The organism is Parablautia muri, assembly GCF_009917485.1.
GTDB lineage: Bacteria > Bacillota > Clostridia > Lachnospirales > Lachnospiraceae > Suilimivivens > Suilimivivens muri.
This window is the reverse complement of sequence record NZ_QZDT01000013.1, coordinates 1-26,119: the sequence shown is the minus strand read 5'-3', so window position 1 is coordinate 26,119 and position 26,119 is coordinate 1. Positions and strand designations below refer to the sequence as shown.

The following is a 26,119-nucleotide window of genomic DNA, read 5'->3' as shown; positions in this document are numbered from 1 at the left end:
AGTCAGCTTCTGGATGAAAAATTTGCAGCTGTTAAATGCAGGGAGGATTAGATGAAGAAAAAGTGGAGTTCCGGAAAGATAATAGCAGTGGTATTTGGCAGTATCGGTGGGGCTATTGTTCTTTTGGTGGCGTTGTATATAGGGGTGTATCAGTTTGTAAGAGAATATACGCGGGTTAGAACATACATAAACGAAGCAAAAATACAACGGCAGCGTGAGGATAGCCGCCAGGAAGCGGACAGAGAGCGGACAGAGAGAGCACGTGAGGATAAAAACTTTCCGGAAGATGATCATAATGATGAGCCGGACGATTATGGATATGACAATGGGTATGGTGAGGAGGCGTATTACGAAATTCATGACGCCATACGGGAGGACTTATCTTATCAGATAGAGTTTGAGACACATACCAGTATACCAAAAGAAAATCTTTCCATGGAAATTCATTATCCGGTGGTAACCGGTGAGCTGATTGACTCTGAAAGTATCAATCATATTATACAAAAGGAGATTGAGGAAGTAGAAGAATATATGGAGTCAGTGTCGGAATGGATTTCCGATGAAGAAAGCTTTCGGTTTGAAGCGGAAAGCTATGTTACCTATATGGATGAAGATATTCTCAGCCTTATCTATGCGGAGAAGGGTTTGTTAAACGGCTCCACTTATGAAACCTACATCATTTCCGTGAATATAGATATGGAAAGCGGGATGGCTTTGACCAATTCCCAGATGCTTCATATTGATGATGCATTTTCCATTGATTTCCGAGACCGCTGTGAAAAACAAAATGGTAAAATTGATTCCCTTTCCATGTATTCAGACCAGGATATTACCATGCTGCTTACAGATGATTCCAGCCTGATTATTTTTTACACACCGCTGGGCATGGAGGTGGGGTTTAACTATTACTATGGCTGGGTGACGGTGACCTATCAGGACTATCAGGAGTATCAAAGCCATTTTTAGAGAGCTTATTTTCAAGGATTTAATCTGGTAATAGCCAGGCTTGCCGGAGCTATTACCAGCGCCTTGCACATTCATAATTCTTCGCTGACTAATTCGGGGCGGCGTGAGATTCTGCTTTGCATATCCGGCATTTTCTGCCAATCATCCAAAGCAAAAGAGCAAAAAGAAAGGGGGAAGATGCCTTTGAGGGAGTTTTATTGGACATTTAAACCTGTATAATAAGTTTTAATAAATGAAATACAATATTTCATTGACAAAACCGAACGTTTGTTTTATAGTGATTAAGAACAAATGTTCTCAACTTCATATGTTGTCATGAAAAGCGTGACAGCGTTTCAGAGATATAGGCTGAAGGAAAAGCCGGTTATAGTGTTAAAGATTGATTGGGATGGTAAGAACGGAGGATTTCTATGGAAAAAGAAGACAGATTAAAAGCATTGGATGCGGCCTTAGGGCAGATTGAGAAGCAGTTTGGAAAAGGTGCGGTGATGAAATTAGGAGATTCTTCCGCACGGATGAACGTGGAGACGATTCCGACCGGTTCGCTGAGTCTGGACATAGCGCTGGGACTTGGCGGAATACCGAAGGGAAGAATTATTGAGATATATGGACCGGAATCCAGTGGTAAGACTACCGTTACCCTGCATATGATTGCGGAAGTCCAAAAAAGGGGCGGTATTGCAGGCTTCATTGATGCGGAACATGCGCTTGACCCTGTATATGCCAAGAACATAGGGGTGGACGTGGATAATCTTTATATTTCCCAGCCTGATAATGGAGAACAGGCGCTGGAAATTACGGAAACTATGGTTCGCTCAGGAGCCATTGATATTATCGTGGTGGACTCGGTTGCCGCGCTTGTTCCCAAGGCGGAAATTGACGGCGATATGGGGGATTCCCATGTAGGCCTTCAGGCAAGACTTATGTCTCAGGCCCTTCGTAAGCTGACGGCGGTTATCAGCAAATCCAACTGTACGGTTATATTTATCAATCAGCTGCGTGAGAAGGTAGGAATTATGTTTGGCAATCCGGAGACTACCACAGGTGGGCGCGCGCTTAAATTTTATTCTTCCGTAAGGCTGGATGTGCGCAGAATCGAAGCCATCAAACAAAGCGGCGAGGCCATTGGAAACAGAACGAGGGTCAAGGTGGTGAAGAATAAAATTGCACCTCCTTTTAAAGAAGCGGAGTTTGACATTATTTTTGGTGAGGGTATTTCAACCGTAGGCGATGTGCTTGATTTGGCTGCAAATGTAAATATTGTCAATAAAAGCGGCGCCTGGTATGCCTATAACGGAAATAAGATTGGACAGGGGCGGGAAAACGCTAAACAGTATTTGAAAAATAATCAGGAAATTTATGAAGAAATATGTGAAAAAGTGAGAGAGCACTATGGATTTCAGGACACCATAAAAGAAAAGTCTCCCGATGCAGGAAAAGAAAAAGCCAACGAAGGAAAAGGCAAAACCGCAGCAGCCAAAAAGTCGGCTGAAACAGGAAAAGAGAAAACAACCGAAGAAGCAGAAAAATAAAATGAAAAAGATCTAATTTGCGTGCGGTTTTAAACCAGAATGCTTCTTCAGTTCTATCATAATAAGCAAAATAGGCGAAGTGTGGTGACAGATGACAGTAACGGATATTAAGCAAATCGACAAATCCAGATTAGAAATAGAGATAGATGACACATTCACCTTTGTTTTATACAAAGGTGAAGTACGTGCCTATGAAATAAAACAAAACCAGGAGCTTGACGAGGAAAGCTACCAAAAAATCATGAAAGAGGTACTGCCAAAGAGGGCAAAGCTGCGGGCAATGAATCTGCTAAAGAGCCGTTCCTACACAGCTTTTCAACTGGAGGAAAAGTTGAAAAAAGGGGGCTATCCTGATGGCATTATAAAAGAAGCATTAGATTATGTGATATCCTTTGGCTATATAGATGATGAGCGGTATGCTGCTGATTATATAGAATATAATAAGGAAATAAAAAGCCAAAACAGGATTTACATGGATTTATCAGTAAAAGGAGTCTCTAAAGAAATCATTGAGCGGATGTGGGAGGGTATAGTAGGAGAGGATAAAAAAGAGCTGGAGAAAAAACAAATTTTTCAATGGATGCAAAAAAAACATTTTGCGGCTCAAACGGCTGATTTTAAGGAAAAACAGAAGATGGTGGCTTTTCTATATCGAAAAGGATTTGCGGCTGAAAATATAAGAAATGCACTTTCACTTGACATAACAATTATTTGAGTTTAAAATTTAAGTGTTGTAGATTGCTTTTAGAATGTTTCATTAGAATAAACATGCATATCATTCGTGTCATGGTTTATTACATACATTCTATATAGATCAGGGTACAATGAAAACTAAATAAGGAGGTGCTCCTGTAAGATGATGCAGGTTTTGATTGCAGTCATCGTCACACTGATCGTGGCGGCTCCTACGGTATGGGCTTTGTCAATGAATTACTACAAAAAAGTATCGGAGACTAAGCTTGGCAATGCCGAGGAAAAGGCGCGCGAGATTATTGATGAAGCACTGAAAACTGCTGAAACAAAAAAGCGTGAATCCTTACTGGAAGTAAAGGAAGAATCCATTCGTACCAAAAACGAACTGGACAAGGAAATCAGGGAACGCCGTGCCGAGGCGCAGCGCTATGAACGCAGAGTTCAGCAGAAGGAAGAAAACATCGATAGGAAATCAGAGGCGATTGAGAAAAAAGAAGCAAGCCTGGCGGCTAAGGAAGAAGAAGTAGCTAAGCTCAGGACCGAAGTTTCAAAGCTGAATGAACAAAGATTACAGGAACTGGAACGAATCTCAGGTTTGACCTCCGAACAAGCAAAGGAATACTTATTAAAAATTGTTGAAGATGAAGTAAAGCATGAAACGGCTGTGATGATCAAGGAAATGGAGAGTCGCGCCAAAGAAGAAGCAGACAAGAAAGCCAAGGAGTATGTGGTAACAGCAATACAGAAATGTGCGGCTGACCATGTATCCGAAACTACAATTTCTGTAGTCCAGCTTCCCAATGATGAAATGAAAGGAAGGATTATAGGCAGAGAGGGCAGAAATATCAGAACCCTTGAAACGCTGACAGGTGTTGACTTGATTATCGATGACACACCGGAAGCTGTAATTTTATCAGGATTTGATCCTATCCGAAGGGAAGTTGCAAGAATCGCTCTTGAGAAGCTGATTGTGGATGGACGTATCCATCCGGCTAGAATTGAGGAAACGGTTGAAAAGGCACAAAAAGAAGTTGATATCATGATTAAAGAGGAAGGTGAGGCTGCGACCTTAGAGGTGGGCGTACATGGCGTTCATCCTGAGCTTGTAAGATTACTTGGTAAGATGAAATTTAGAACGAGTTACGGCCAGAATGCATTAAAGCACTCTATAGAAGTAGCTCAGCTTTCAGGATTGTTAGCATCCGAACTCGGCCTTGATGTAAGGATGGCGAAAAGGGCAGGTCTTTTGCATGATATTGGTAAAGCTGTGGATCATGAAATGGAAGGTTCTCATATTCAGTTAGGTGTTGAGCTGTGCAGGAAATATAAGGAATCACCGATAGTTATCAATGCGGTGGAATCCCACCATGGCGATGTGGAGCCTCATTCATTGATTGCATGTATTGTACAAGCTTCTGATACAATATCTGCAGCGAGACCGGGAGCGAGAAGAGAAACGCTGGAAACTTATACAAGCAGACTAAAACAGTTAGAAGATATCACAAACAATTTTAAAGGTGTAGATAAATCTTTTGCTATTCAGGCAGGTAGAGAGATTCGTGTAATGGTAGTTCCGGAACAGATTACTGATTCCGATATGGTTCTCTTAGCCAGAGATATTTCCAAACAGATTGAAGCTGAATTGGAATATCCGGGACAGATTAAGGTAAATGTAATCAGAGAATCGAGAGTAGTAGATTATGCAAAATAGAATAATGTAAAATAAGAAAAGTATTGAGAATAGAAAATTTTCAATACTTTTTTTATATATTTACTGTCATATCCTGAATGATAGTTACTTTCCACACGGTAGACAGAGGACGCTTGGAAATAACAAATATTCCAGCGTCACCGCGCTTTCGCTCTGTAAAACGTAGCAGTCGATAGGTTCGAAAGAATCGCTATCATCCTTTCGTATAGGTATTTTGCTGCTAGAAGTGCAGTCTTCTACGCATGGCATCCCGCAATCTGCTTCTTGACAATATGGTAAGGAGTACTACTTCAATCACGCCGCACACGGTGAGGACTATGGCGGACCAGACCAGTTTAAGGGGAGCATCTAAATAATGGGCAATTAACAATTCAATTCCAACACACAAAAATGCAATTTCGGCGAAAAAGTACAAAGCTGTGGTGAGAAAGAAAACTGGGAAAGAGCGAAGTAATAAAGTAAAAATTTCTACCAGAATGGTAACAAGGGCAACAATGGGCAGGGCAAGTCTTATAAACCACTTGTTGGAGGCAGTGTTGAAGGTTATCATATACAAATAAAATCCTACGGCCACGCCGTCAAATAAGAGAGAAATATAGATAGGAAGCTTGGTATATATTACGGCAGGAAATACAAGCACAAATAAAACTAAACAGGCGCCAATGATAAACAGCGACCAGAGACTATTTGGAAATACGAAAAGGTTAAGCAAAAGACAGCTGAGAGAGGTAGCAATCAGTACGGTACTGGTAAGAATTGCAAGGTCTTTTCGCTTAACCACGTCCACTTGCCCCTTTGCTTTGGGGTAGGGAGAGGTTTTTTTTGTTTGATATAATTCTTTGGGATTAATAACAGGTGTGTTGCAGAGTGGACATTCCGTAAGAGAAGGCTCAAGCTCCACACCACAGTTTACGCAATATGCCATAATCATCCTCCATTCTTTTGGGTAATCTGCCAATTTACATGTAAGCTTAGATGTATGATTAAAAAACACAGGATTGTTTATTTATATTTTTCATATTTCCTGCAAATTTTCGCGGTTGCTTTCTATGGTCACATGTATCCCATCCTTTACCAGTTTTCTGAAAAAAAACCGTTCCACATCCGTTTCCATAATACTGCTTGCAAAGTTGATGGTCAGTACATCCTCAAAGCTTACAATGGCGCAGTTGGTGCGTGAGGAAAAGGGCTGGCCCATGTAAATATCAAAACGGTCGATATAGGGCTTCATGTCATTGGGCACTTTAAGAGCTCCAATGTTGGTAAGCCCGGCAGAGGAATTTTTATCCTGTACACGAGTATAAAACTGCCTGACTACAAAATCCTTTATAAAAAGTGGGACAACACGAATAAAAGGATTGCGCTGGGTATTGGCATTGGTTGTGATATCCCCCTTCAGGAATTTTTCATTGATATAATATCGCATGTAATTGTGCACTTGATTTACAATTTCTTCAAAGGTGTATTCTCCAAGTCTGGGGTCTATGGCGGGATAGACCATGGTGATAAAATTCCGCAGCGTTTTGGAGGGAAAAAAGCGCCGCAGGTTTACTGGCATGGCAATTTTTACTGGACGCAGTTTTAAATGCCATTCGGACTGCTGCTTTTGCAAAAGGGCATATAACAGAACAGCATTTAAATATTCTGTGATAGTGGCATGATAGGCATCCGCAACCTTTTTTACTTCCTGAACCGATAAAATTCCATCAATTACGTTAAAGGTATAAAAGGGTTCTCTGGTACCTCTTACACGATAGGTCTTTTCACCCGGGCGGGCGGGACATACTTTTGCGTTCGCATAACGCATGTATGCATCCTCAAGCTCCTCAGGGTCGGGCGCTTGATCAACATCCATCACGAAATAGCCGTTGGAGACAGAGTGGCCAAGAAGCCTTAAGTAGACCGCTGTGAGTGTCTGTAGGACGCACATGCCGCCGGTACCGTCTCCAAGGCAGTGGTGGGCTTCCAAAGAAATTCTGCAGCCGTAATAATAAAGACGTAACAGGTAACGGCTGCCTGCTTTAAATGGCATAGGCATACAAAAATTGCGAATATCCTCCTGCACAAATGGACCGGGGCGGTTATTAGGCTCTAAATACCGCCAGAATAATCCCTTTCGGATAGCTGTCTTGTAGGTTGGAAAACGGGTGAGCGTAATGTCAGCGGCCTGCTGCAGGATATCCGGCCTTACAGGTTCTTTTAGTACCACTGACAAGCGGTAAACAGAAGAAAAGTCCCTGCGCTGCAAAGTAGGGTAAACAATGGCCGATAAGTCCAGCTTATACCAGATTTTGGGCTCACGGTTTTTTCCCATAGGAACAGGCCCTGCCGCGGAAGAAGGCGAAGTTTGATTTTTTCTGTCGGATTTATTTGATTTCTCGGTTTGGTGTGTGGAATTATTTTGTTTTCTTTTCAATGGATTAGTCCGCCTTGTTATGGGAAAAGTAATGATAACCACAGAGCAATTTCTAAATATGCTCCAGGTTGATATTTAGTATACCACAAAAATAGAAAAATGTGTTAAAATGGTCGGGAATACTAAAATGATAAACAACGCTTAGGTTACTTTCACAGATTGGCCAAAGGACGTTTGGATACCCAGTGAAACGTAACCGATTCGCTTAGGCAGACCTGCCAATGATTCAGGAGGATTGATAATGACGATTCATCATAAAGCATTGAGGAAAAAGACATCACCGGAAACGAGAAATCAGAACATGATGGGGCTGATACGAAAGGTACATGGCATGATCGAAAATACGGATATAGAAAAGCACCGTCAATCACAGGATTATGTGGGAGCGCTTCTTGGAAATTCCAAAGAGATTCTGATACGCAGTGTGAAAATTGGAGAGATGGAAGGTGAATGGGTGTCTGTAAACCGTGCGCATATGAAAAAATATGTGATTTTGTATTGCCATGGAGGCGGTTATTCTACCGGTAGTCGGCTATATGCCAGAACACTTACTACGAAAATGGCATCAAGCACATCTATGGATGTATTGTGCTTTGACTATCGTTTAGCGCCGGAGAATCCTTATCCGGCGGCGATGGAGGATGCCATGAGAGCCTGGAATTATTTGATGCTTTTGGGATATGGGGCAAGGGATGTGATTGTGGCAGGAGATTCGGCAGGGGGCAACATGGCTTTATCCTTAGTGCTAAAGCTCAAGGAGGAGGAAAGACTGCTTCCAAGGGGGCTGATGCTCATGTCGCCCTGGAGTGACCTTACCTCCTCAGGGGAAACGCATCAGTCAAGGGCTGAGGTAGATCCGGTACTTGATGCGGAATATCTAGACAGGATGATACACAATTATGTGGAAGGGCAGGATTTAAAAAATCCTATGATTTCTCCGCTTTTTGGGGATTTTGCAGGGTTCCCGCCAACGTATATTCAGGTAGGAAATAACGAAATCCTTTTGTCAGACTCCACTATGCTTCATAAAAAGCTGATAGAGGCAAATGTATCTGTGAAGCTGGATGTTTTTGATGGAATGTGGCATGTTTTCCAGATGTCACCCTTAAAGACGGCTTATGACGCTATGGATAAAAATGCGGAATTTATTTATGATATCTGCCGGTAAATGCTTGTATGGCGGCGACTGCCTGGGAAAAAGACATGGAATAGATTTAAGATATTACAAAATTTTAAATAAAAGAAGGATTTTACGGATAGGTGCCGAATATTAATAGTATAGGAGGAAGTTCTTTTTGCTTAGGAACGGTTATGGACGTATGTAACGGTCCGGCTCATCTGAACTGCTGCATTGTCTGGTAAACGTTTTGGATACAGGAGCCATCAATGAACATACGAGAAAATCTGGAACAGTTAGAAGTGGATTATTTAAGCCCATATGCAGCCCATAGCAGGAATTCGAGGGGAAGGCTGCGGGAGGAAGAACAGTGCGATATACGCCCTGTCTATCAAAGAGACAGGGATAGAATATTGCACTCTAAATCTTTCCGGCGGCTTAAGGATAAAACCCAGGTGTTTCTTACACCGGAAGGAGATCACTATAGGACCAGATTGACGCATACGCTGGAAGTGTCTCAGAATGCGCGGACCATTGCGAAGGCCCTTCGAATGAATGAGGATTTGGTGGAAGCCATTGCCCTTGGCCATGATTTGGGACACACGCCTTTTGGCCATGCCGGTGAGAGGGCTCTAAATGAGGTTTGTCCGTACGGCTTTTGCCATAGCGAACAAAGTGTGCGGACCATAGATTTACTGGAAAAAGGCGGCGCAGGGTTAAACCTTACCATGGAGGTGCGTGATGGTATCCGCAATCATCAGACAAAGGGAATGCCTTATACCTTAGAGGGTAGAATTGTGCGCTTTTCGGATAAGATTGCTTATATTCATCATGACATGGATGATGCAGTCCGAGCGGGAATTCTGAAGGAATCTGATGTTCCCAGGGAAATCGGTGATGTGATTGGATATACTACGGGGGAGCGGCTGGATCATTTTATACATGATTTGGTTACGACCAGCTACGGAAAAGAAGATATACAGATGTCGGAGCCGGTGGCAAAGGCCATGCAGAAGTTGCGCCGGTTTATGTTCGAGAGAGTGTATGAGAATAAAGAGGCAAAAAGTGAGGAGGGCAAGGCGGAGATATTGATGCAGACATTGTACAGCTACTACAGAAAACGCCTGGAGCATTTGCCGGATGATTTTAAAAAACTGATTCATAAAGGAGAACCGGAGGAAAAAGTGGTCTGCGACTACATAGGAGCTATGACGGATCGTTTTGCCATAGCAAAGTATGAGGAAATTTATATTCCCAAGTCTTGGCATGGCTGAAAAGGAATATGAGGATTTCCAAAACAGATAGATGTTTTTGCACATAAATGCGATATCGCGGTCAGATGGCGGTATGCGGCGTGTATCGGCGCAGCATCACAAGCCGTGCTTGCGGTATGCAGGGGGTATCAAGAATGTATTATCCTGATGAATTGGTAGAAGAAGTACGGATGAAAAATGATATTGTGGATGTCATTTCAGGATATGTGAAAATACAGAGAAAGGGGAGTAATTATTTTGGACTTTGTCCTTTTCATAATGAGAAATCCCCTTCTTTTTCTGTTTCCCAGATAAAACAAATGTATTACTGTTTTGGCTGCGGGGCGGGAGGGAATGTTTTTACCTTCCTTATGGAGTATGAGAATTATTCCTTTGAGGAGGCGATTCAATTTTTAGCCCAGCGGGCAGGGGTTAGCCTTCCGGAAACAAATTACAGTGAACAAGCGCGTAAAAATGAGAGTAAGAGGGCAAAGCTTTTGGAGGTGAACAAGGAGGCGGCCAAATACTTTTATTATCAGCTTCGCAGTGAAAGAGGACAGGCTGGCTGCCGGTATTTAAGAGAGCGTGCTTTGTCGGATGAAACCATTAAAAAGTTTGGGTTGGGCTTTGCCCATGTGACCAGCGATGACCTTACCCGCTATTTAAAGAGCAAAGGATATGAGGACAAGCTGATGATAGAGGCTGGTCTTGCCAGCTTTGATGAAAAGTACGGGGTACACGATAAGTTCTGGAATCGTGTGATGTTCCCCATTCAGGATGGCAACCATAGGGTAATTGGTTTTGGAGGCCGGGTAATGGGAGATGGCAAGCCCAAATATTTAAATTCTCCGGAAACCATGATTTTTGACAAAAGCAGGAATTTGTACGGCCTTAATTTTGCCCGGACGGCCCGAACAAATCATATCATTTTGTGCGAGGGCTATATGGATGTGATTGCCATGCACCAGGCCGGTTTTACGCAGGCGGTGGCATCTCTTGGAACTTCGTTTACAGCGGGACAGGCTAATCTTTTGCGGCGGTATGCCCAGGAAATCATATTGGCTTACGACAGTGACACAGCCGGGGTCAGCGCCGCGCTGCGGGCAATCGGAATTTTAAAGGAGACAGGGCTTACCGGAAAAATTCTAAATTTACAGCCCTATAAAGATCCAGATGAATTTATAAAAAATCTGGGACAGGATGCGTTCCGGGAGCGGATTGAGCAGGCGGAAAACAGCTTTTTCTTTGAACTTCGGATGTTAGAGAGGGATTATGATTTAAAGGATCCGGAATCGAAGACCAAATTCCACAGGGAGATTGCCAGAAGGCTTTGCAGTTTTTCGGAGGAAGTAGAGAGAGAAAATTATATAGAGGCGGTAGCAGAAAAATATCACATAGGTTTTGACAATTTACGCAAGCTTGTGGTATCCTATGCGGCGCAGACGGGAATGGCGGCTATGGCTGTGCGGCCTAAATCCGGCATCCAAAAAAAGACAGATGCTGAGGAGAACAAAAAAAAGCCCCAAAAACTTTTGCTTACATGGTTAGCAGAGGAGCCGGATCTTTACCCCAAAATCAAAAAATATATTTCTGCAAAAGATTTTACGGTGGATTTATATCAAAAGGTGGCAGAAAAATTTTTCGAGGATTTGGAAAATGGCACCTTCAATCCGGCGGCAATTATCAGTATGTTTACAGATGAGGAGCAGCAGAGGGAGGCAGCCGCTCTCTTTAACACGAAGCTTATGGAATTAAGCGCCCAAACAGAAAAGGAGAAGGCATTTCATGATATACTTGTAGCGGTTAAACGGGAGAGCCTGAATTACTTTACGGAGCAGGCCAGTGCGGATGTGCTTATGTTAAATCAGATGATTGAAGGGAAAAAAGCGCTGGAAGAACTTAGCAAAACGCATATTTCCCTTAATTAAGGCCAATAATGGTAATGTTTAGTAACAGTTATGTTTCTCTATTATGTTACAATGTTTATAAAGTTAGGAAGGACGGAAAACCAGAATGGATGAAAACACACAGGCAAAGTTTGACGAGAAGTTAAAAGGACTTCTGGCCATTGCCAAGAAGAAAAAGAACGTTTTGGAATATCAGGAAGTGGTAGATTATTTTACTGATATGCCCATTGGTGAGGAACAATTTGATAAAATATTAGAGACTCTTGAACAGAATAATGTGGATGTTTTGCGCATCACAGAAGTGGATGATGTGGATGACGAGGAAATCATACTGACAGAGGAGGACGAGGTGGATGTGGAGAACATTGACCTTTCTGTTCCTGACGGCGTCAGCATTGAGGATCCTGTCAGAATGTATTTAAAGGAAATCGGCAAAGTGCCCCTCTTAAATGCGGAGGAGGAGATTGAGCTTGCCCAGAAAATGGAAAACGGCGCGGTGGCAAAGGAAAAGCTTGTTATTTTGGAAAAGCGCTTAGAGAATCTAAAGGGTGAGGAGGCCGAGGATTTAAAGGAAGAAATACAAAGACTTAAAATAGAACTGGATGTAGGGGACGAGGCTAAGAAACGCTTAGCGGAAGCAAACCTTCGTCTGGTGGTCAGCATTGCCAAGCGTTATGTGGGCCGTGGTATGCTCTTTTTGGATTTGATTCAGGAAGGGAATCTGGGGCTTATAAAGGCGGTAGAGAAGTTTGACTACCGCAAAGGATATAAATTTTCCACTTATGCAACCTGGTGGATCCGCCAGGCTATCACCCGGGCAATTGCAGACCAGGCAAGAACCATCCGTATTCCTGTGCATATGGTGGAAACGATCAATAAGCTGATTCGCGTAAGCAGACAGCTTTTGCAGGAGCTTGGGCGGGAACCTACCCCTGAGGAGATTGCGGAGGAAATGACTCTGCCGGTTGAGCGTGTCCGTGAAATCTTAAAGATTTCTCAGGAACCTGTTTCGCTGGAGACACCTATCGGTGAGGAGGAAGATTCACATCTGGGGGATTTTATACAGGATGATAATGTACCGGTTCCGGCGGATGCGGCCGCCTTCACATTGTTAAAAGAGCAGCTGATAGAAGTGCTTGGAACCCTTACGGAAAGAGAACAGAAGGTGCTGCGTCTGCGTTTTGGATTAGACGATGGGCGTGCCAGAACTTTAGAGGAAGTGGGGAAGGAGTTTAACGTCACCAGAGAGCGTATTAGGCAGATTGAAGCAAAGGCACTGCGCAAGCTCCGTCATCCCAGCAGAAGCAGAAAGCTGAAGGATTATCTGGACTGATGGGAGCTGCGGTAGTTTTATCAGCCAGATTAAAGGCTGTGGCGGATATGGTAAGGGAAAAAAATCGGGTTGTGGATGTGGGCTGTGACCATGGCTATGTTCCGATTTACTTGGTACAAAGCGGGATTTCACCTAAAGTACTTGCCATGGACATTAAAGAAGGGCCTTTACGCAGGGCCAGAGAGCATGTTGAAAGGGCGGGGCTTGAGGAGTACATAGCGCTGCGGCGCTCAGACGGACTTAGAGCATATCAGACAGGGGAGGCGGATACCCTTATTTGCGCGGGAATGGGCGGACGGCTGATGCGGAAAATCCTGGAGGCGGAGCCGGAAAAAACAAAGGATTTTGAAGAACTTATTTTGCAGCCCCAGTCAGAAATTTTAGCCTTTCGGAGATTTTTAAAAGAGAAAGGTTATTCGATTTGTCAGGAAGAAATGGTGTGGGAGGATGGAAAATTTTATCCCATGATAAAGGCGGTGCAGGGGAAAATGTGCTCTTTACCTTATGAGGAAGAACTTTGCTGTCGTTTTGGCCCGGTGCTTTTACAAAAAAAGAATCCGACACTCATCATGTATTTAAAGAAAGAGTGGGAAAACTGCCTTAAATTGAGAGCAGAACTGTCTACGGCCGAAGGCAGCAGCCGGGCGGAGCAAAGATTGTGTGAGCTTGAGAGGGAAATGGAGCACTTGGAAAAGGCAGCAAAAATTTGCGGGTGCGTGTTGGAGAGCGGGGGTTACGGAAGATTATAATTTAATGATGGAGGGATTACATGGTAACAATTACAATTGATGGGGTTCCGAAAAAGTATCCTAAGGGGATCGCTTTTGAGGAAATAGCAAAAGAATACCAGCCTTCTTACGGGGATATGATAGCGCTGGTGCTTGAAAATGGGAAAATAAGGGAATTACATAAAAAAGCAGATAAGGATTGTCAGTTATCGTTTCTCACAATCAGAGATGATATTGGACATAAGACATATGTGCGGACAGGTCTGATGACACTGATTAAGGCAATTTATGACGTGCTGGGATCGGACAAGGTTAAAAAGGTAAAGGTAGAATTTGCCATTGGCCAGGGATATTACTGTAATGTTAAAATGGACGAGAAACTTACCGGATCCCATGTGAAACAGATTGCAAAAAGAATGCATGAGCTGACGGAAAGTGATCTGCCGATTGTGAAAAGGTCCTATCCGATTGACGAAGCTATGGAGATTTTCCATCAATACAAAATGTACGATAAGGAAAAGCTGTTCCGCTACCGCCGCAGCTCTTTTGTCAATATTTACTGTTTGGATGGGTATTACGATTACTATTATGGCTATATGCTTCCAAGCACAGGCTATCTGAAATATTATGATGTGATGCGCTATGAAGGCGGGATTTTACTGCTGATACCGGAAAAGGCGGACCCCACCAAGATAGAATTTTTTGAACCAAGAGAAAAGTTTTTCCATACATTAATGACCTCCTCTCATTGGGGAGAAATGATGGAAATTGATTCCGTGGGAGATTTGAATGATGCAATCTGCGATGGGCGAATGAACGATATGATTTTGGTGCAGGAGGCGTTGCAGGAAAGAAGGATTGGCGAGATTGCCAAGGAGATTGTGGACAAAGGAAATGTGAAATTTGTGGTGATTGCAGGCCCTTCCTCCTCCGGAAAAACTACTTTTTCCCACAGGCTCTCTATTCAGCTTAGAACCTACGGAATGAAACCCCATCCCATTGCCCTGGATGATTATTTCGTAAACCGGGAGAATACCCCAAGGGATGAGAATGGAGACTATAACTTTGAGTGTCTGGAGGCTATTGATTTAAAACAGTTTAATGAGGACATGAACAGGCTCCTTAGGGGAGAGAGCGTAGAGCTGCCGCAGTTTAATTTTAAGCTTGGAAAACGGGAATATCATGGCAATGTGAAAAAATTAGGTTCTGAGGATATCCTTGTGATTGAGGGCATTCATGGGCTGAATCCGGCCACTACCATTTCCATGCCGGATGAAAATAAGTTCAAGATTTATATCAGCGCGCTCACCAGCCTGAATATTGACGAGCACAACCGTATTCCAACCACTGACGGCAGACTGATTCGCAGATTGGTGCGGGATGCCAGAACCAGGGGGACCAGCGCTAAGAACACCATAGCAATGTGGCAGTCGGTAAGGAGAGGCGAGGAACAGTATATTTTCCCTTACCAGGAGAGTGCAAATGAAATGTTTAATTCCGTGCTCATTTATGAACTGGCTGTGTTAAAGCAATATGCGGAGCCCCTTCTTTTCAGCATTCGGAAAGGGGAGCCGGAATACTATGAGGCAAAGAGACTGCTGAAGTTCTTTGAGTATTTCCAGGGAATTGACAGTGTCAATGTGCCTGCCAACTCCATCTGCAGGGAGTTTATTGGCGGAAGTTATTTCCATGTGTAGAAGGCAGCTTTCGGAAACTGTATCGGCAGCGGAACCTTGATTGATGTGGAAAAATCCGGGGGACTTTCAATTGCATGGGAAGTGCTTTTATAGAAAAAGTAAAAAAGGAAATCAAGTAGGATAAATGATCGCGGCTGTAAATTTACAGGTGAGGAAAGTCCGGGCTTCACAGGGCAGGATGCCGGATAACGTCCGGTGGAGGTGACTCCAAGGCCAGTGCAACAGAAATAAACCGCCACAAAATGAGCCTGCTATCTAAGCGCACCGGGCAATAGTGCCTGGCGTTTAGTGCCAAGGCTTGTGTGGTAAGGGTGGAAAGGCAGTGTAAGAGACTACCGCCTGCACGGTAACGGGCAGGGCACATGTAAACCCCATCCGAAGCAAGACCAAATAGAAAGCGCTATAGCTTGCCCGGCGAGCTTTCAGGTAGGTCGCTTGAGACTGTTGGCAACAGCAGTACTAGATAGATGATCATTCACGACATAACCCGGCTTATCGTCCTGCTTGATTTCTGCTTTTTTATCGCTTTTTCATTACAATTTTTTGTTGGAGCGTAAGCAGGAAGGAATGAAATATGAGATTATGAGATATAAAAAAAGAGTTTATGAGCTTCTTGCCATACTGTTTATGATGGGACTAGTTACTTTATTTGCAAGTAAGTCATCCATCTACCAGCCAGTTGCTTCTCAGCCCAATGCTTCTGGGGAAGAAGCATTGGGAGCAGGAGCTTTAGGGGCAGTCACCTCTGGGAGCGGGGAGGAAAGGCGGATATCGTTGATTCAGGCTACCACGCTGGAAAGCGACTATAAGGGAATGGTGATGCTTGGGCTGGCATATACCCCTTATTTGGAGGAGGAGGATTTACAAAAGGCTTTTGACAATGTGCTGCGTAGCTGCGTCCGATTTCAGGTTAAAGGGCATTATGGAAGTGGCAGCATTTACAAGATGACGGAAAATGAAATAATCCTTGTGACAAACAGGCACGTATTGCAGTACTGGAATGAGGACAGCTACGTGACTTTTTTTAATGGAAGGGTTTCGGAAGGGATGGCGCTTGGCGTTTCGGATGAGGCTGATGTTGGCTTTGTCAGTATTTCTGTGGAAGAATTTACTTATGAGGAGCTTCTTTTCTTTCGGGAAATTAGAATGGAACAGCAGCGTATAGGAAATGGAGCAAAAGACTTGGAAATAGTGATTCCGGAAGCCGGACGTAAATTTTTTATGGTGGATATGGCTTCTGAATGGAATGCGCCTGTGATGAGGCAGGGGGAAGTGGTAGGGGCAATCCTTTTTTTGGAGGATTTTCAGGCAGAAATGCTTTATGGAAAGGGAGATGCGATTCCGGGCATGTCAGGGTGCGGTGTCTTTGACGGGCATGGGTATTATCTGGGAATGCTCTCCGGAGGTACATTGCAAAGTGAGATTGCAGCTGTTCCGGCACAAACGATTGATGCAGCGTATGAAAAAATTGTAAAGGGTAAATAACAAACAGCCTCATGCTACGCAAGATGGCTTATTGCAATAAAAAACCAGCTCATGAGGACGATATGAGCTGGTAAATTTATACCTGTTTGTATAAACACATATATCATATATTACAAATAGTAAAATTAAGCCATCTTGTTTACAGCTAAAGCTAAACGTGATACTTTTCTGGAAGCTGTATTCTTATGATAAACGCCTTTGCTGGTAGCTTTGTCGATAGTAGCTGTAGCAGCAACTAAAGCTTTTGCAGCAGCATCCTTATCGTTTGCTTCAATGGCAGCATTTACTTTCTTGATTGCTGTCTTAACGCCGGATCTGATTGCTTTATTTCTCTCAGCCTTGGTTCTATTCACTAAGATTCTCTTCTTTGCAGATTTGATGTTAGCCACGATGTACACCTCCTATTACATTCATCAGTTTCTTGATGTTTCATTAAAGCCGGAGACACGGACGTCTTAATGTAAACACACATGTATTATTTTATCCGTGAAAAGAGTATCTGTCAATACATAAATGAAGAATATTTGGAAATTACTGTTTTGGAAGGTTACTTTTTACAGTGCTGGTGATTGGCAAATTTTAAAAGTAACATCTGAAGTAAAATATTTTATCCAATGGATCATAAATAAGCTTGTGGAAACAGGATAATGTTTCGTGGGGCAGGAGGGAAGATGAGCAGCTTAAGAGTGAGGACAGATTTAGCCCTTGAGGTACGGGAAAATATGGAGGAGGGTGCTAAGGAGTGCAGAGGCGTTTCGGTGGAAGAAGAATATAAGGAAGAAAGTGAGCTTCGCATTACCAAGGTGGTAATAGAGACTATGAATGGAGCTAAGGCAATGGGAAAGCCTATAGGCACTTATATAACATTGGAGGCGCCAGCTATGGCTTTGCCGGACGAGGATTACCATGAGGAGATTGCAAAGGAACTTGCGGTACAGCTTAAAAAGATTATACCTGATATAGATAAAGAACTTTCTGTGATGGTGGTGGGACTTGGAAACCGTGATGTGACGGCAGATGCATTAGGTCCAAATGTGGTAGATAATCTTACCATTACAAGGCATATGGTGAAGGAATATGGAAAGGCGGCTTTTAATCAAAAAAAAGTCCATATGGTCAGCGGTCTGGTGCCGGGGGTTATGGCAAAGACAGGCATGGAGTCTCAGGAGATTATCAAGGGAGTGGTGGAAAAAACAAAGCCGGATGTGGTGGTGGTGATCGATGCCCTGGCTGCCCGCTCTACCAAGCGTCTTAACAGAACCATCCAGATTACCAATACAGGGATTCATCCGGGATCTGGGGTTGGGAATCACAGAAATGCGATTACCCAGGAGGCTCTTGGCGTGCCGGTTATTGCCATAGGAGTTCCCACTGTGGTAGATGCGGCAACTATCGTAAGCGATGCCTTTGAAAAAATGATGCGCCAGACAGGAGAGGAACCTCTGGAAATACAGGATAATCTGCTGGCCGGCCTAGGGGAACTTTATAATATGTATGTGACCGGTAAGGATGTAGATTATGAGATTAAGCAAATCAGCCATATCATATGTAATGCATTAAACAGTGCGCTTGAGGTTTAGGAAATTTAAGAAGCTTTTAATACAGAGGCAAAGTGACACTAAAGGTGGTCATTTCATTTTCGCTGGATGCGTTGATGGTTCCACCATGCAGAGTGACGATTTCTTTGGCAATGGCAAGTCCAAGGCCGGCGCCACCGGTATTTGTACTCCGGGCTTCATCCATACGGAAAAATTTTTCAAAAATTGCGTTGAGTTTTTCGGCGGGGATGGTCTTTCCCTGGTTGATAAAGCAGATAAATATATCCTTTTCACGTTTCCCGGCGAAAACCTTGATAGGAGAGTTTGGATAGCTGTAGGATATGGCATTTTTCAAAATATTGTTAAATACTCTGGCCAGCTTCATGGAATCTCCATACACAGTAAGCCCTTCCTCTGCCTGTAATTCTATGGTATTACCGTGGTTGGTGAGAAGGGGATAAAACTCATCAGTCAGCTGCATCAGCATAAAGGACAGGTCAATGGTTTCCTTTTCCAGTACGATTTGCTGAAGGTTGTACCTGGTGATTTCAAAAAATTCGTTGATGAGTTTTTCCAGTCTGAGGGCCTTTTCAAGGGTAATGTGGATATATTTTTTCTTTTGGGTCTCGGGCATATCAAAAGCTTCCTCTAACAGGTCAAGGTAACTGATAACCGAAGTAAGAGGGGTCTTTAGATCATGGGCAAGATAAGTAATCAGGTCATTGCGGCGGGCTGTTTCATCCCGCATGGCCTGTTCATGGCGCTGCATGGTGGATTTAATCTGTACAATCTGAGAAGCTACCTCCATGTAGGAAGGAGGAAAAACATCATTGGAGTCAATGTCATGATGCATGTAGGTTAAGAGCATACGGCTGGTTTTTGAGATTGATTTTTTTACCTGACTTTTGGCATAAAAATGGGAAATCAGATAAACAGATACTACAAATACCACAAGTTGGATGAAAAATAAGGTTAAAATAAGCTCTTTTATTTTGTGCCAGTTAGGGTGGTAGTAGTGTCTGATCATGTTTGCAGCATAATCAAACTGATCTTCTATATAAAAATAATGTTCCGCTATCCAGTCAAGAAAGGAACCGTTAAAGACAACGTCTGCCAGATAGTAAATTCCATAGCCGATTCCCAGTGCAAGAGATAGGAAAATCACCAGATATATAATAGATTTGGTCTTATCCTTAACCTTCAATCTTGTATCCACACCCCCAGACAGTTTTAATATATTTCGGGTCCTCAAAGGAATCATTCATTTTTTCACGCAGATGCCTGATATGAACGGTGATGGTATTATTGCTTTTGCTGAAATATTCTTCACCCCACACTGCATGGAACAGTTCTTCCGCGCTGATAACCTGTCCCTTTTTCTGACAGAGTACATAAAGAATTGTAAATTCCGTAGGCGTTAGCGAAAGGGGCTTTTCGTCCAAGGTGCATTCGTGGGTCAGACTGTTGAGCATAAGGCTGCCGTGGACGATAATCTGAGAATCCTCAGAAGGAGCAGTCTGATTATACTTTTTGTATCTTCTAAGCTGGGCCTTTACGCGGGCAATTAATTCCAAGGGGCGGAAGGGCTTGGTCATGTAATCATCAGCGCCAAGCGTCAGACCGGTTATCTTATCGGTTTCCTCCTCCTTGGCAGTAAGCATAATAATCGGGTAGTTGTGATTTTCACGAATTTTTTGGCAGAGCTTAAAGCCGTCCATTTTGGGCATCATCACATCTAAAATAGCAAGATCCAATTCCTCCGTTTCGGCAAGCTTCCATGCCTCTAAAGGATCATAAAATGCATAAACAGTATAATTTTCATTTTGCAGGTAAAGAGAAATCAAATCTGTGATTTCCTTTTCATCGTCAACGATCAGTATTTTTTCGCTCATAAGAATCCCTCCTGGTGAATTTGTTACAAGAAGCTGGCCCGCAAAGCGTGACAGCGTTTGTTTTCTTTTGTAGTCATTTAATCTTATGATATTATGATATCCGCTGTTTTGATTGACAATCTCTTTTATTATAACAGATATAACGAGCTGACACTTCATTTTGATACAGGAAAAAGATTAAGATTTTCATAAGTTTTGATAAAATTCTTTGTTTGGAAATTGATTTCCGTGTACGATTCCTTTTCAAATTGTGTTTCCGTAAAAAACAGATTATAATTAGGCTGATCGGGATTTGTCTTGGAGATAAAGAAATAAGTAAAGCAGGAGGAAAGAAATTGGGAGCGGAAACAGTAATTGCTTTTATACAGAGTTTATGTCAGTATGCGGGGGAAGATGAGGCGTTTGCCAAAGGTTTTTGGGAGCAGCTTAAGGAGGATGAAGAAATATACCAGGAACTGGTTTATTATATGGAGCACGGGAATTTTGCCTGCAAGGCGAAGATACAGGGCTATACGGTGGTAGACGTTATGGTCTGGCAGATGGACCATTTTAAGGCACGGCTTGACCGGGATAACAGCGGAACCAGACAAAATGGTGACAGGATGCTTTTGCTGGCCTTTGACACCTTGCTGAATATGAGGCGGGAACCGGAAAAATACATACGAAAAATGTCCGGTGAGACAGGAACGGATTATCCTGACAAATATTAGTAAGGCATGTTTGGGAGAAGCTGGAAATCCTGCATGCAATGGGCTGATTTGGTGTGTATAAAAATTTTGTAACAGAGCACAAACGTTAGTTGCGTCCGGAATTAGGGGATGTTATACTAACGATACATTATGTTAAAACTATGAAAAACGGAGGATGTATGAATGAAAGAGCTTCTTTTTGGAGCGGCCTATTATGATGAGTACATGCCCTGCGATCGGCTTGCCCAGGATGTGGCCATGATGAAAAAAGCGGGAATCAATGTGGTGAGAATTGCGGAGTCCACATGGAGTACCTGTGAGCCTCAGGAGGGCGTATTTGATTTTTCTCATGTGGAGCGGGTAATGGATGCTATGGAGGAAGCAGGAATTTCTGTGATAATCGGCACGCCAACTTATGCGATTCCTACATGGATGGTGAAATCCTATCCGGATGTGCTTGCCACAACGGTAAAGGGGAGAGGAATTTACGGGGCCCGTCAGATTATGGATATTTCCCATCCGGTATACCGTTTTTTCGGGGAGAGAGTGATTCGGAAGCTTATGGAGCATACTGCCCACAGAAAGTGTGTGATTGGATTTCAGCTTGACAATGAAACAAAGTATTATGGGACGGCAGGTAAAAATGTCCAGGAGAAATTTGTTAAATATCTGCGGGAAAAATTTCACAATGATTTAGAAGCTCTGAATGATGCCTTCGGACTGGATTATTGGAGTAACAGAATCAATGGGTGGGAGGATTTCCCGGATGTGAGGGGAACCATCAACGGAAGTCTGGGGGCGGAGTTTGAAAAATTTCAGCGTTCCCTGGTGGACGAGTTCTTAAGCTGGCAGTCGGATATTGTAAGGGAATATTGCAGGGAAGATCAGTTTATCACACATAATTTTGACTTTGAATGGCGTGGGCATTCTTACGGTGTTCAGCCGGATGTGAATCACTATCAGGCGGCAAAGGCTTTCAGCATTGCCGGTGTGGATATTTACCATCCCACCCAGGACGATTTGACAGGGGCGGAGATTGCTTTTGGCGGTGATATGACAAGGTCTTTAAAGCAGGATAATTATCTTGTGATTGAAACCGAGGCCCAAGGATTCCCGGAATGGACGCCCTACAAAGGGCAGCTGCGTCTGCAGGCCTACAGCCATATTGCTTCCGGTGCCAACAGCGTTATGTACTGGCACTGGCACTCTATCCATAATTCCGCAGAGACCTATTGGAAAGGCCTGTTAAGTCATGACTTTGAGGAAAATGATACCTATCTGGAGGCCTGCACCATAGGGCAGGAGTTTGGAAAGATAGGCAGCCATCTGGTGAATCTGAAAAAGAAAAACGAGGTGGCAATCCTGGTGAGCAATGAAGCCCTGACAGCTCTTAAATGGTTTAGAATTGGCGCTTTAACAGGGGGCGAAAGTATTGTTTATAACGATGTTGTGCGTTGGATTTATGATACCCTTTATGAAATGAATATTGAGTGTGATTTCCTCTGGCCTGAGTCAGAAAATTTTGGCCGGTATAAAATGATTGTGGTACCCGCTCTTTATGCATCGCCGGAGGGGCTGCTTCGGCAGCTGAACCAATACGTAAAGGACGGCGGCAATTTGGTGACTACCTTTAAGAGTGGTTTTACGGATGAAAATGTAAAGGTTAGCCATAAGGTACAGCCCCACATTTTAAGAGAGTGCCTTGGGGTGAAATATCATCAGTTTACAGCGCCTAAAAATGTAGATTTAGGCGGCGAAGCAGTAGAGGGAATTGAGGACAAAAGGGCGAAAGTTTTTATGGAAATGCTGGTACCGGAAGGAGCCCAGGCGCTTGCCTTTTATGATCATTATAATTGGAAGAAATATGCTGCTATTACGAAGAACAGATTTGGCAAGGGATGCGCTTTCTATTTGGGATGCATGACAGGAAAAGAGGTTCTGGAAAAGGTATTACAGGACGCTTTGCAGGAAGCTAAGGTGGAAATACCCAGTGAACGGTTCCCGGTGATTGTAAGAAAAGGGAAAAATGATTTGGGAAAGGACGTAAGATTTTATTTGAACTATTCTGCCGAGAAGCAGACAGCCCAAAGCAATCTTCCATCAGGACATGATTTGATATCTGGAATAAAGATTGCGGGTGGAGAGGCGCTTAGCATTGAACCGTGGAATGTTAGAGTGATTGAGTCCGAGTAAGCGAAAAACAGTGGAAAGCCGGTATGAAACGAATGAAACTAAGAACAAACACAGAAAAATTTGACTGGAATTATTTTATCAGGCATATCGCGATCATTGCGGTGCCGGTAGCGATGCAAAATCTTTTGACCACCACAGGGAGCATGGTTGATACTATGATGCTGGCCTCCTTAGGAGAGAAGACTGTGGGGGCCGTAGGTTTATGTGCCCAGTTTTCGAGTTTGATGTTTGCAGGATATTGGGGATTTGTAGGGGGCGGTATGCTGTTTTTTGCCCAATATTGGGGAGCGAAAAATGATGATGGCATTACCCGTTCCTTTGGCATTACCCTTTCCTTTATGATGACTGTGGGCATTGTTTTCAGTTTTCTTGCTTTGGGGGCGCCCGGCTTTATTATGAATATTTATACGGATAAGCCGGAAATCCAGCAGATTGGAATTTCCTACCTGAGGATTGTAGGCTTTGCATATATTCTGCAGGTATTGGCTATGGCGGTAAGCGCTTTGCTGCGTTCCATTGAGCAGGTGAAAATCCCGCTGTATGGCGGAATGGCCTCGGTGGCCGCAAACTGTTTTTTTAATTATCTCCTGATTTTTGGAAAATTTGGTTTTCCGAAAATGGGAGTGCGGGGAGCTGCCCTGGGAACGGTTCTGGCAGGAGGCGTTAATTTATTGATTTTATTGTTCTTTATCCTGAAAAATAGAATTCCTTATGTGCTGGAGTTTTCCAAACATTTTCGCTGGAACCGGAAGTTTGTCCAACAGTATCTGCAGAAATGCTTTCCGATTATCTGTAACGAAGTTATGATTGGCGTAGGGAATATGATGATTAACATTGTATTAGGGCACCAGAGTGAAAAGGCCATTGCGGCAGTGGCAGTGTTCCGGACATTGGAAGGACTTGTGATTGCCTTTTTCAGTGGATTTTCCAATGCCGCTACTGTTTTGGTGGGAAAAGAAGTGGGCGCCGGAAACCACGAGATTGCCTTTCAGAGAGCAAAACGACTGGTCTATATGTGCAGCGCTTTAATCGGTACAGTTTATCTTGTGGTGTTTATGGTTCACAATCCTTTGCTCCATGCGATGGGACTTAGCGGGGAATCCTACCGGATTGGCACGGGAATGATGATTCTTTATGGTATTGCGGCCCTCATCCGTATGGGAAACTGGGTACAAAATGATGCCTACCGTTCGGCTGGTGATGCGGCCTTTGGCTCTATTATGGAGATTACTTTTATGTATCTGATGGTGCTGCCTTGCGTGTACCTGTCTAACTATGTGTTTCATGCTCCCTTCCTGGTGGTATTTGCCCTGTGTTATGTGGATGAGCCGATTCGCTATATCATTATGCAGTGCCATATGTATTCCGGAAAGTGGCTGAAGCCGGTATCGGACGAGGGTGTTAAGACAATTGGGGAATTTCGCCAAAATCATGGAATCAGTGTAAAAAATAACTGTGGGCTTGCTGTGGAAAAGCCCCAATAGGTAACTGACCAGTTCCTAAAAAGTGTTACAGATGATAAGTAATGTTGCAGATGCGTGGGAAAGATAATTGTTATTACAGGAGGTATTACTGTGAAAAATAAATTTTTCACAGACAAATTTGTGCTAACGCCCAAATTTGAGGGCTGTTGGAAGCATGGAGGATACTGTGAAAAATAAATTTTTCACAGACAAATTTGTGCTAACGCCCAAATTGGCAGGTGTTGGCAGGATGGAGGATTTTCATGAAAGAAAAGGTTTATTTTTCCAGGACAATCACACCAAAAAAGGTTCTGGATCTTTATCAGATGTGTGGAAAAGAGCTGACAGGGAAAGTAGCGGTTAAAGTACATTCAGGGGAAGTAGGCAATCAAAATTTTTTGCGGCCGGAATTTTGGAAACCTGTCATTGACAAGGTGGGAGGAACCGTTGTGGAGTGCAATACAGCTTATAAAGGTAGTCGCGACACAACAAAAAAACATCTGCAAACATTGGATGAACACGGATGGAGCAATCATTTTCAGGTTGACCTGTTAGATGGAGAGGGGCCGGATTTGGAACTTCCCATTCCAAAGGGGAGACGCATTGATAAAAATTTTGTAGGGAAAAATCTGGCCAATTACGATTCCTTGTTAGTGTTATCTCATTTTAAGGGGCATCCTATGGGAGGTTTTGGCGGAGCGATTAAGCAGCTGTCGATTGGTATTGCATCTTCCTATGGTAAAGCATACATTCATGGGGTGGGAAAACCTAAAAAAATGTGGAAATCGGATCACGATTCTTTTTTGGAATCCATGGCAGATGCGGCATCCTCCGTGGTAGAGTATTTTCAGGGAAATGTAGTCTATGTCAATGTAATGAAAAATATGTCAGTGGATTGTGACTGCTGTGCGGTTGCGGAGGATCCATGCATGAAGGATATTGGCATTTTAGTTTCATTGGATCCAATTGCAATTGATCAGGCATGTCTGGATTTGGTTTACGCATCAGATGACCCGGGGAGAGAGCATTTGCTGGAGCGAATTGAGTCAAGGAATGGTGTGCACACGGTTGAGGCAGCAGCTGAGCTGGGCTTTGGAACAAGGGAATATGAGTTGATAGAAGTTGAATAAACAGGCATTCTTTATCAAGAATATAATCCAAGGATATAATCCAAAGATATAGAAAGAAAGGGGAAGGAGAAGGAGAAGGAAAAGGAAACTGTGCGTGAAAAATTATTGATCGTGGATGATGAAAAAGGCGTTGTGGATATGTTAAAGAGTTATTTTGAAATGCGCTCCTTTCAGGTTTACACGGCATACAGCGGCGAGGCGGCTTTAAAGCTGGCAGCGCACAATCCTGACCTTGTTTTGCTGGATATCAATATGCCTGGAATGGACGGGCTTAAGGTTTGTGAAAAAATACGTGGGTATATATCCCAATGTCATTTAGATAAGGACAACATTGCAGTTAGGATTCTTTTTACAGCGAGTAAACATTTTGTTTATT

22 protein-coding genes and 1 other RNA gene are annotated in these 26,119 nt (G+C 43.3%); 18 read left to right on the top strand and 5 right to left on the bottom strand.

The window, feature by feature from the left end:
- Positions 1 to 51: 51 nt before the first annotated feature.
- The 4 genes from D5281_RS09480 (at position 52) to rny (ending at position 4,902) form a co-directional block, all read left to right on the top strand.
- Positions 52 to 966 (top strand): hypothetical protein, encoded by a 915-nt coding sequence (locus D5281_RS09480; RefSeq protein WP_160559927.1) that lies wholly within the window; start codon positions 52 to 54, stop codon positions 964 to 966.
- A 410-nt stretch (positions 967 to 1,376) separates the two neighbouring features.
- On the top strand, positions 1,377 to 2,498 hold the full coding sequence (gene recA, locus D5281_RS09475) for a recombinase RecA (RefSeq protein ID WP_160559926.1): 1,122 nt from the start codon (positions 1,377 to 1,379) through the stop codon (positions 2,496 to 2,498).
- Between the two features lie 91 nt (positions 2,499 to 2,589).
- Positions 2,590 to 3,213: a regulatory protein RecX gene (locus D5281_RS09470; protein WP_160559925.1), complete on the top strand. Its 624-nt coding sequence runs from the start codon at positions 2,590 to 2,592 to the stop codon at positions 3,211 to 3,213.
- A 141-nt stretch (positions 3,214 to 3,354) separates the two neighbouring features.
- On the top strand, positions 3,355 to 4,902 hold the full coding sequence (gene rny / locus D5281_RS09465) for a ribonuclease Y (protein ID WP_160559924.1): 1,548 nt from the start codon (positions 3,355 to 3,357) through the stop codon (positions 4,900 to 4,902).
- A 220-nt stretch (positions 4,903 to 5,122) separates the two neighbouring features.
- On the opposite strand, the gene D5281_RS09460 is transcribed toward rny, so the two are convergent.
- Positions 5,123 to 5,827 carry a DUF6320 domain-containing protein gene (locus tag D5281_RS09460; protein WP_160559923.1) on the bottom strand — a complete coding sequence of 235 codons (705 nt, stop codon included), beginning with the start codon at positions 5,825 to 5,827 and terminating at the stop codon, positions 5,123 to 5,125.
- Between the two features lie 90 nt (positions 5,828 to 5,917).
- Positions 5,918 to 7,216: an alcohol acetyltransferase gene (locus tag D5281_RS09455; RefSeq protein WP_160559922.1), complete on the bottom strand. Its 1,299-nt coding sequence runs from the start codon at positions 7,214 to 7,216 to the stop codon at positions 5,918 to 5,920.
- A 343-nt stretch (positions 7,217 to 7,559) separates the two neighbouring features.
- Between D5281_RS09455 and D5281_RS09450 the strand changes: the two genes are divergently transcribed.
- The 8 genes from D5281_RS09450 to D5281_RS09415 all read left to right on the top strand — a co-directional run bounded on the left by D5281_RS09450 (position 7,560) and on the right by D5281_RS09415 (position 16,838).
- Positions 7,560 to 8,486: an alpha/beta hydrolase gene (locus tag D5281_RS09450; RefSeq protein WP_160559921.1), complete on the top strand. Its 927-nt coding sequence runs from the start codon at positions 7,560 to 7,562 to the stop codon at positions 8,484 to 8,486.
- A 218-nt stretch (positions 8,487 to 8,704) separates the two neighbouring features.
- Complete coding sequence (locus tag D5281_RS09445) at positions 8,705 to 9,709, top strand: deoxyguanosinetriphosphate triphosphohydrolase (protein WP_160559920.1); 1,005 nt, start codon at positions 8,705 to 8,707, stop codon at positions 9,707 to 9,709.
- 134 nt (positions 9,710 to 9,843) lie between these two features.
- A complete protein-coding gene (gene dnaG, locus D5281_RS09440; RefSeq protein ID WP_160559919.1) occupies positions 9,844 to 11,616 on the top strand; it encodes a DNA primase in 1,773 nt (590 codons plus the stop codon).
- A gap of 85 nt (positions 11,617 to 11,701) precedes the next feature.
- Positions 11,702 to 12,928, top strand: a complete 1,227-nt coding sequence (gene rpoD, locus D5281_RS09435) for an RNA polymerase sigma factor RpoD (RefSeq protein WP_160559918.1) — start codon at positions 11,702 to 11,704, stop codon at positions 12,926 to 12,928.
- Positions 12,928 to 13,677: a tRNA (adenine(22)-N(1))-methyltransferase gene (locus D5281_RS09430; protein ID WP_160559917.1), complete on the top strand. Its 750-nt coding sequence runs from the start codon at positions 12,928 to 12,930 to the stop codon at positions 13,675 to 13,677. Before rpoD ends, D5281_RS09430 begins: the two co-directional genes overlap by 1 nt.
- 20 nt (positions 13,678 to 13,697) lie before the next feature.
- Positions 13,698 to 15,353, top strand: a complete 1,656-nt coding sequence (locus D5281_RS09425; RefSeq protein ID WP_160559916.1) for a nucleoside kinase — start codon at positions 13,698 to 13,700, stop codon at positions 15,351 to 15,353.
- Between the two features lie 112 nt (positions 15,354 to 15,465).
- An RNA gene (gene rnpB, locus D5281_RS09420) (RNase P RNA component class A) lies at positions 15,466 to 15,864 on the top strand.
- Positions 15,865 to 15,920: 56 nt separating this feature from the next.
- The gene (locus tag D5281_RS09415; protein ID WP_160559915.1) at positions 15,921 to 16,838 is read left to right on the top strand and encodes a serine protease family protein; all 918 of its coding nucleotides are present in this window, start codon (positions 15,921 to 15,923) and stop codon (positions 16,836 to 16,838) included.
- A 125-nt stretch (positions 16,839 to 16,963) separates the two neighbouring features.
- Here D5281_RS09415 and rpsT read toward each other — a convergent pair whose 3' ends face one another.
- Positions 16,964 to 17,227, bottom strand: a complete 264-nt coding sequence (rpsT, locus tag D5281_RS09410; RefSeq protein ID WP_330584913.1) for a 30S ribosomal protein S20 — start codon at positions 17,225 to 17,227, stop codon at positions 16,964 to 16,966.
- A 282-nt stretch (positions 17,228 to 17,509) separates the two neighbouring features.
- On the opposite strand from rpsT, the gene gpr reads away from it, so the two are divergent.
- Positions 17,510 to 18,418, top strand: coding sequence for a GPR endopeptidase (gene gpr, locus D5281_RS09405; protein ID WP_160559914.1), 909 nt, complete (start codon positions 17,510 to 17,512; stop codon positions 18,416 to 18,418).
- Between the two features lie 16 nt (positions 18,419 to 18,434).
- On the opposite strand, the gene D5281_RS09400 is transcribed toward gpr, so the two are convergent.
- On the bottom strand, positions 18,435 to 19,592 hold the full coding sequence (locus tag D5281_RS09400) for a sensor histidine kinase (protein ID WP_330584912.1): 1,158 nt from the start codon (positions 19,590 to 19,592) through the stop codon (positions 18,435 to 18,437).
- Complete coding sequence (vanR, locus tag D5281_RS09395) at positions 19,570 to 20,268, bottom strand: VanR-ABDEGLN family response regulator transcription factor (protein ID WP_160559912.1); 699 nt, start codon at positions 20,266 to 20,268, stop codon at positions 19,570 to 19,572. The genes D5281_RS09400 and vanR overlap by 23 nt, the downstream gene beginning before the upstream one ends.
- 335 nt (positions 20,269 to 20,603) lie before the next feature.
- On the opposite strand from vanR, the gene D5281_RS09390 reads away from it, so the two are divergent.
- The 5 genes from D5281_RS09390 to D5281_RS09370 all read left to right on the top strand — a co-directional run.
- Positions 20,604 to 20,978 carry a hypothetical protein gene (locus D5281_RS09390; RefSeq protein WP_160559911.1) on the top strand — a complete coding sequence of 125 codons (375 nt, stop codon included), beginning with the start codon at positions 20,604 to 20,606 and terminating at the stop codon, positions 20,976 to 20,978.
- A gap of 162 nt (positions 20,979 to 21,140) precedes the next feature.
- Positions 21,141 to 23,150: a beta-galactosidase gene (locus tag D5281_RS09385; protein ID WP_160559910.1), complete on the top strand. Its 2,010-nt coding sequence runs from the start codon at positions 21,141 to 21,143 to the stop codon at positions 23,148 to 23,150.
- Between the two features lie 23 nt (positions 23,151 to 23,173).
- Entirely contained in the window at positions 23,174 to 24,634 is a 1,461-nt protein-coding gene (locus D5281_RS09380) for an MATE family efflux transporter (protein ID WP_160559909.1), read from the top strand.
- Between the two features lie 242 nt (positions 24,635 to 24,876).
- Entirely contained in the window at positions 24,877 to 25,743 is an 867-nt protein-coding gene (locus D5281_RS09375) for a DUF362 domain-containing protein (protein WP_160559908.1), read from the top strand.
- 90 nt (positions 25,744 to 25,833) lie between these two features.
- The coding region (locus D5281_RS09370) for a response regulator (RefSeq protein ID WP_330584911.1) at positions 25,834 to 26,119 on the top strand (286 nt) is incomplete at its 3' end.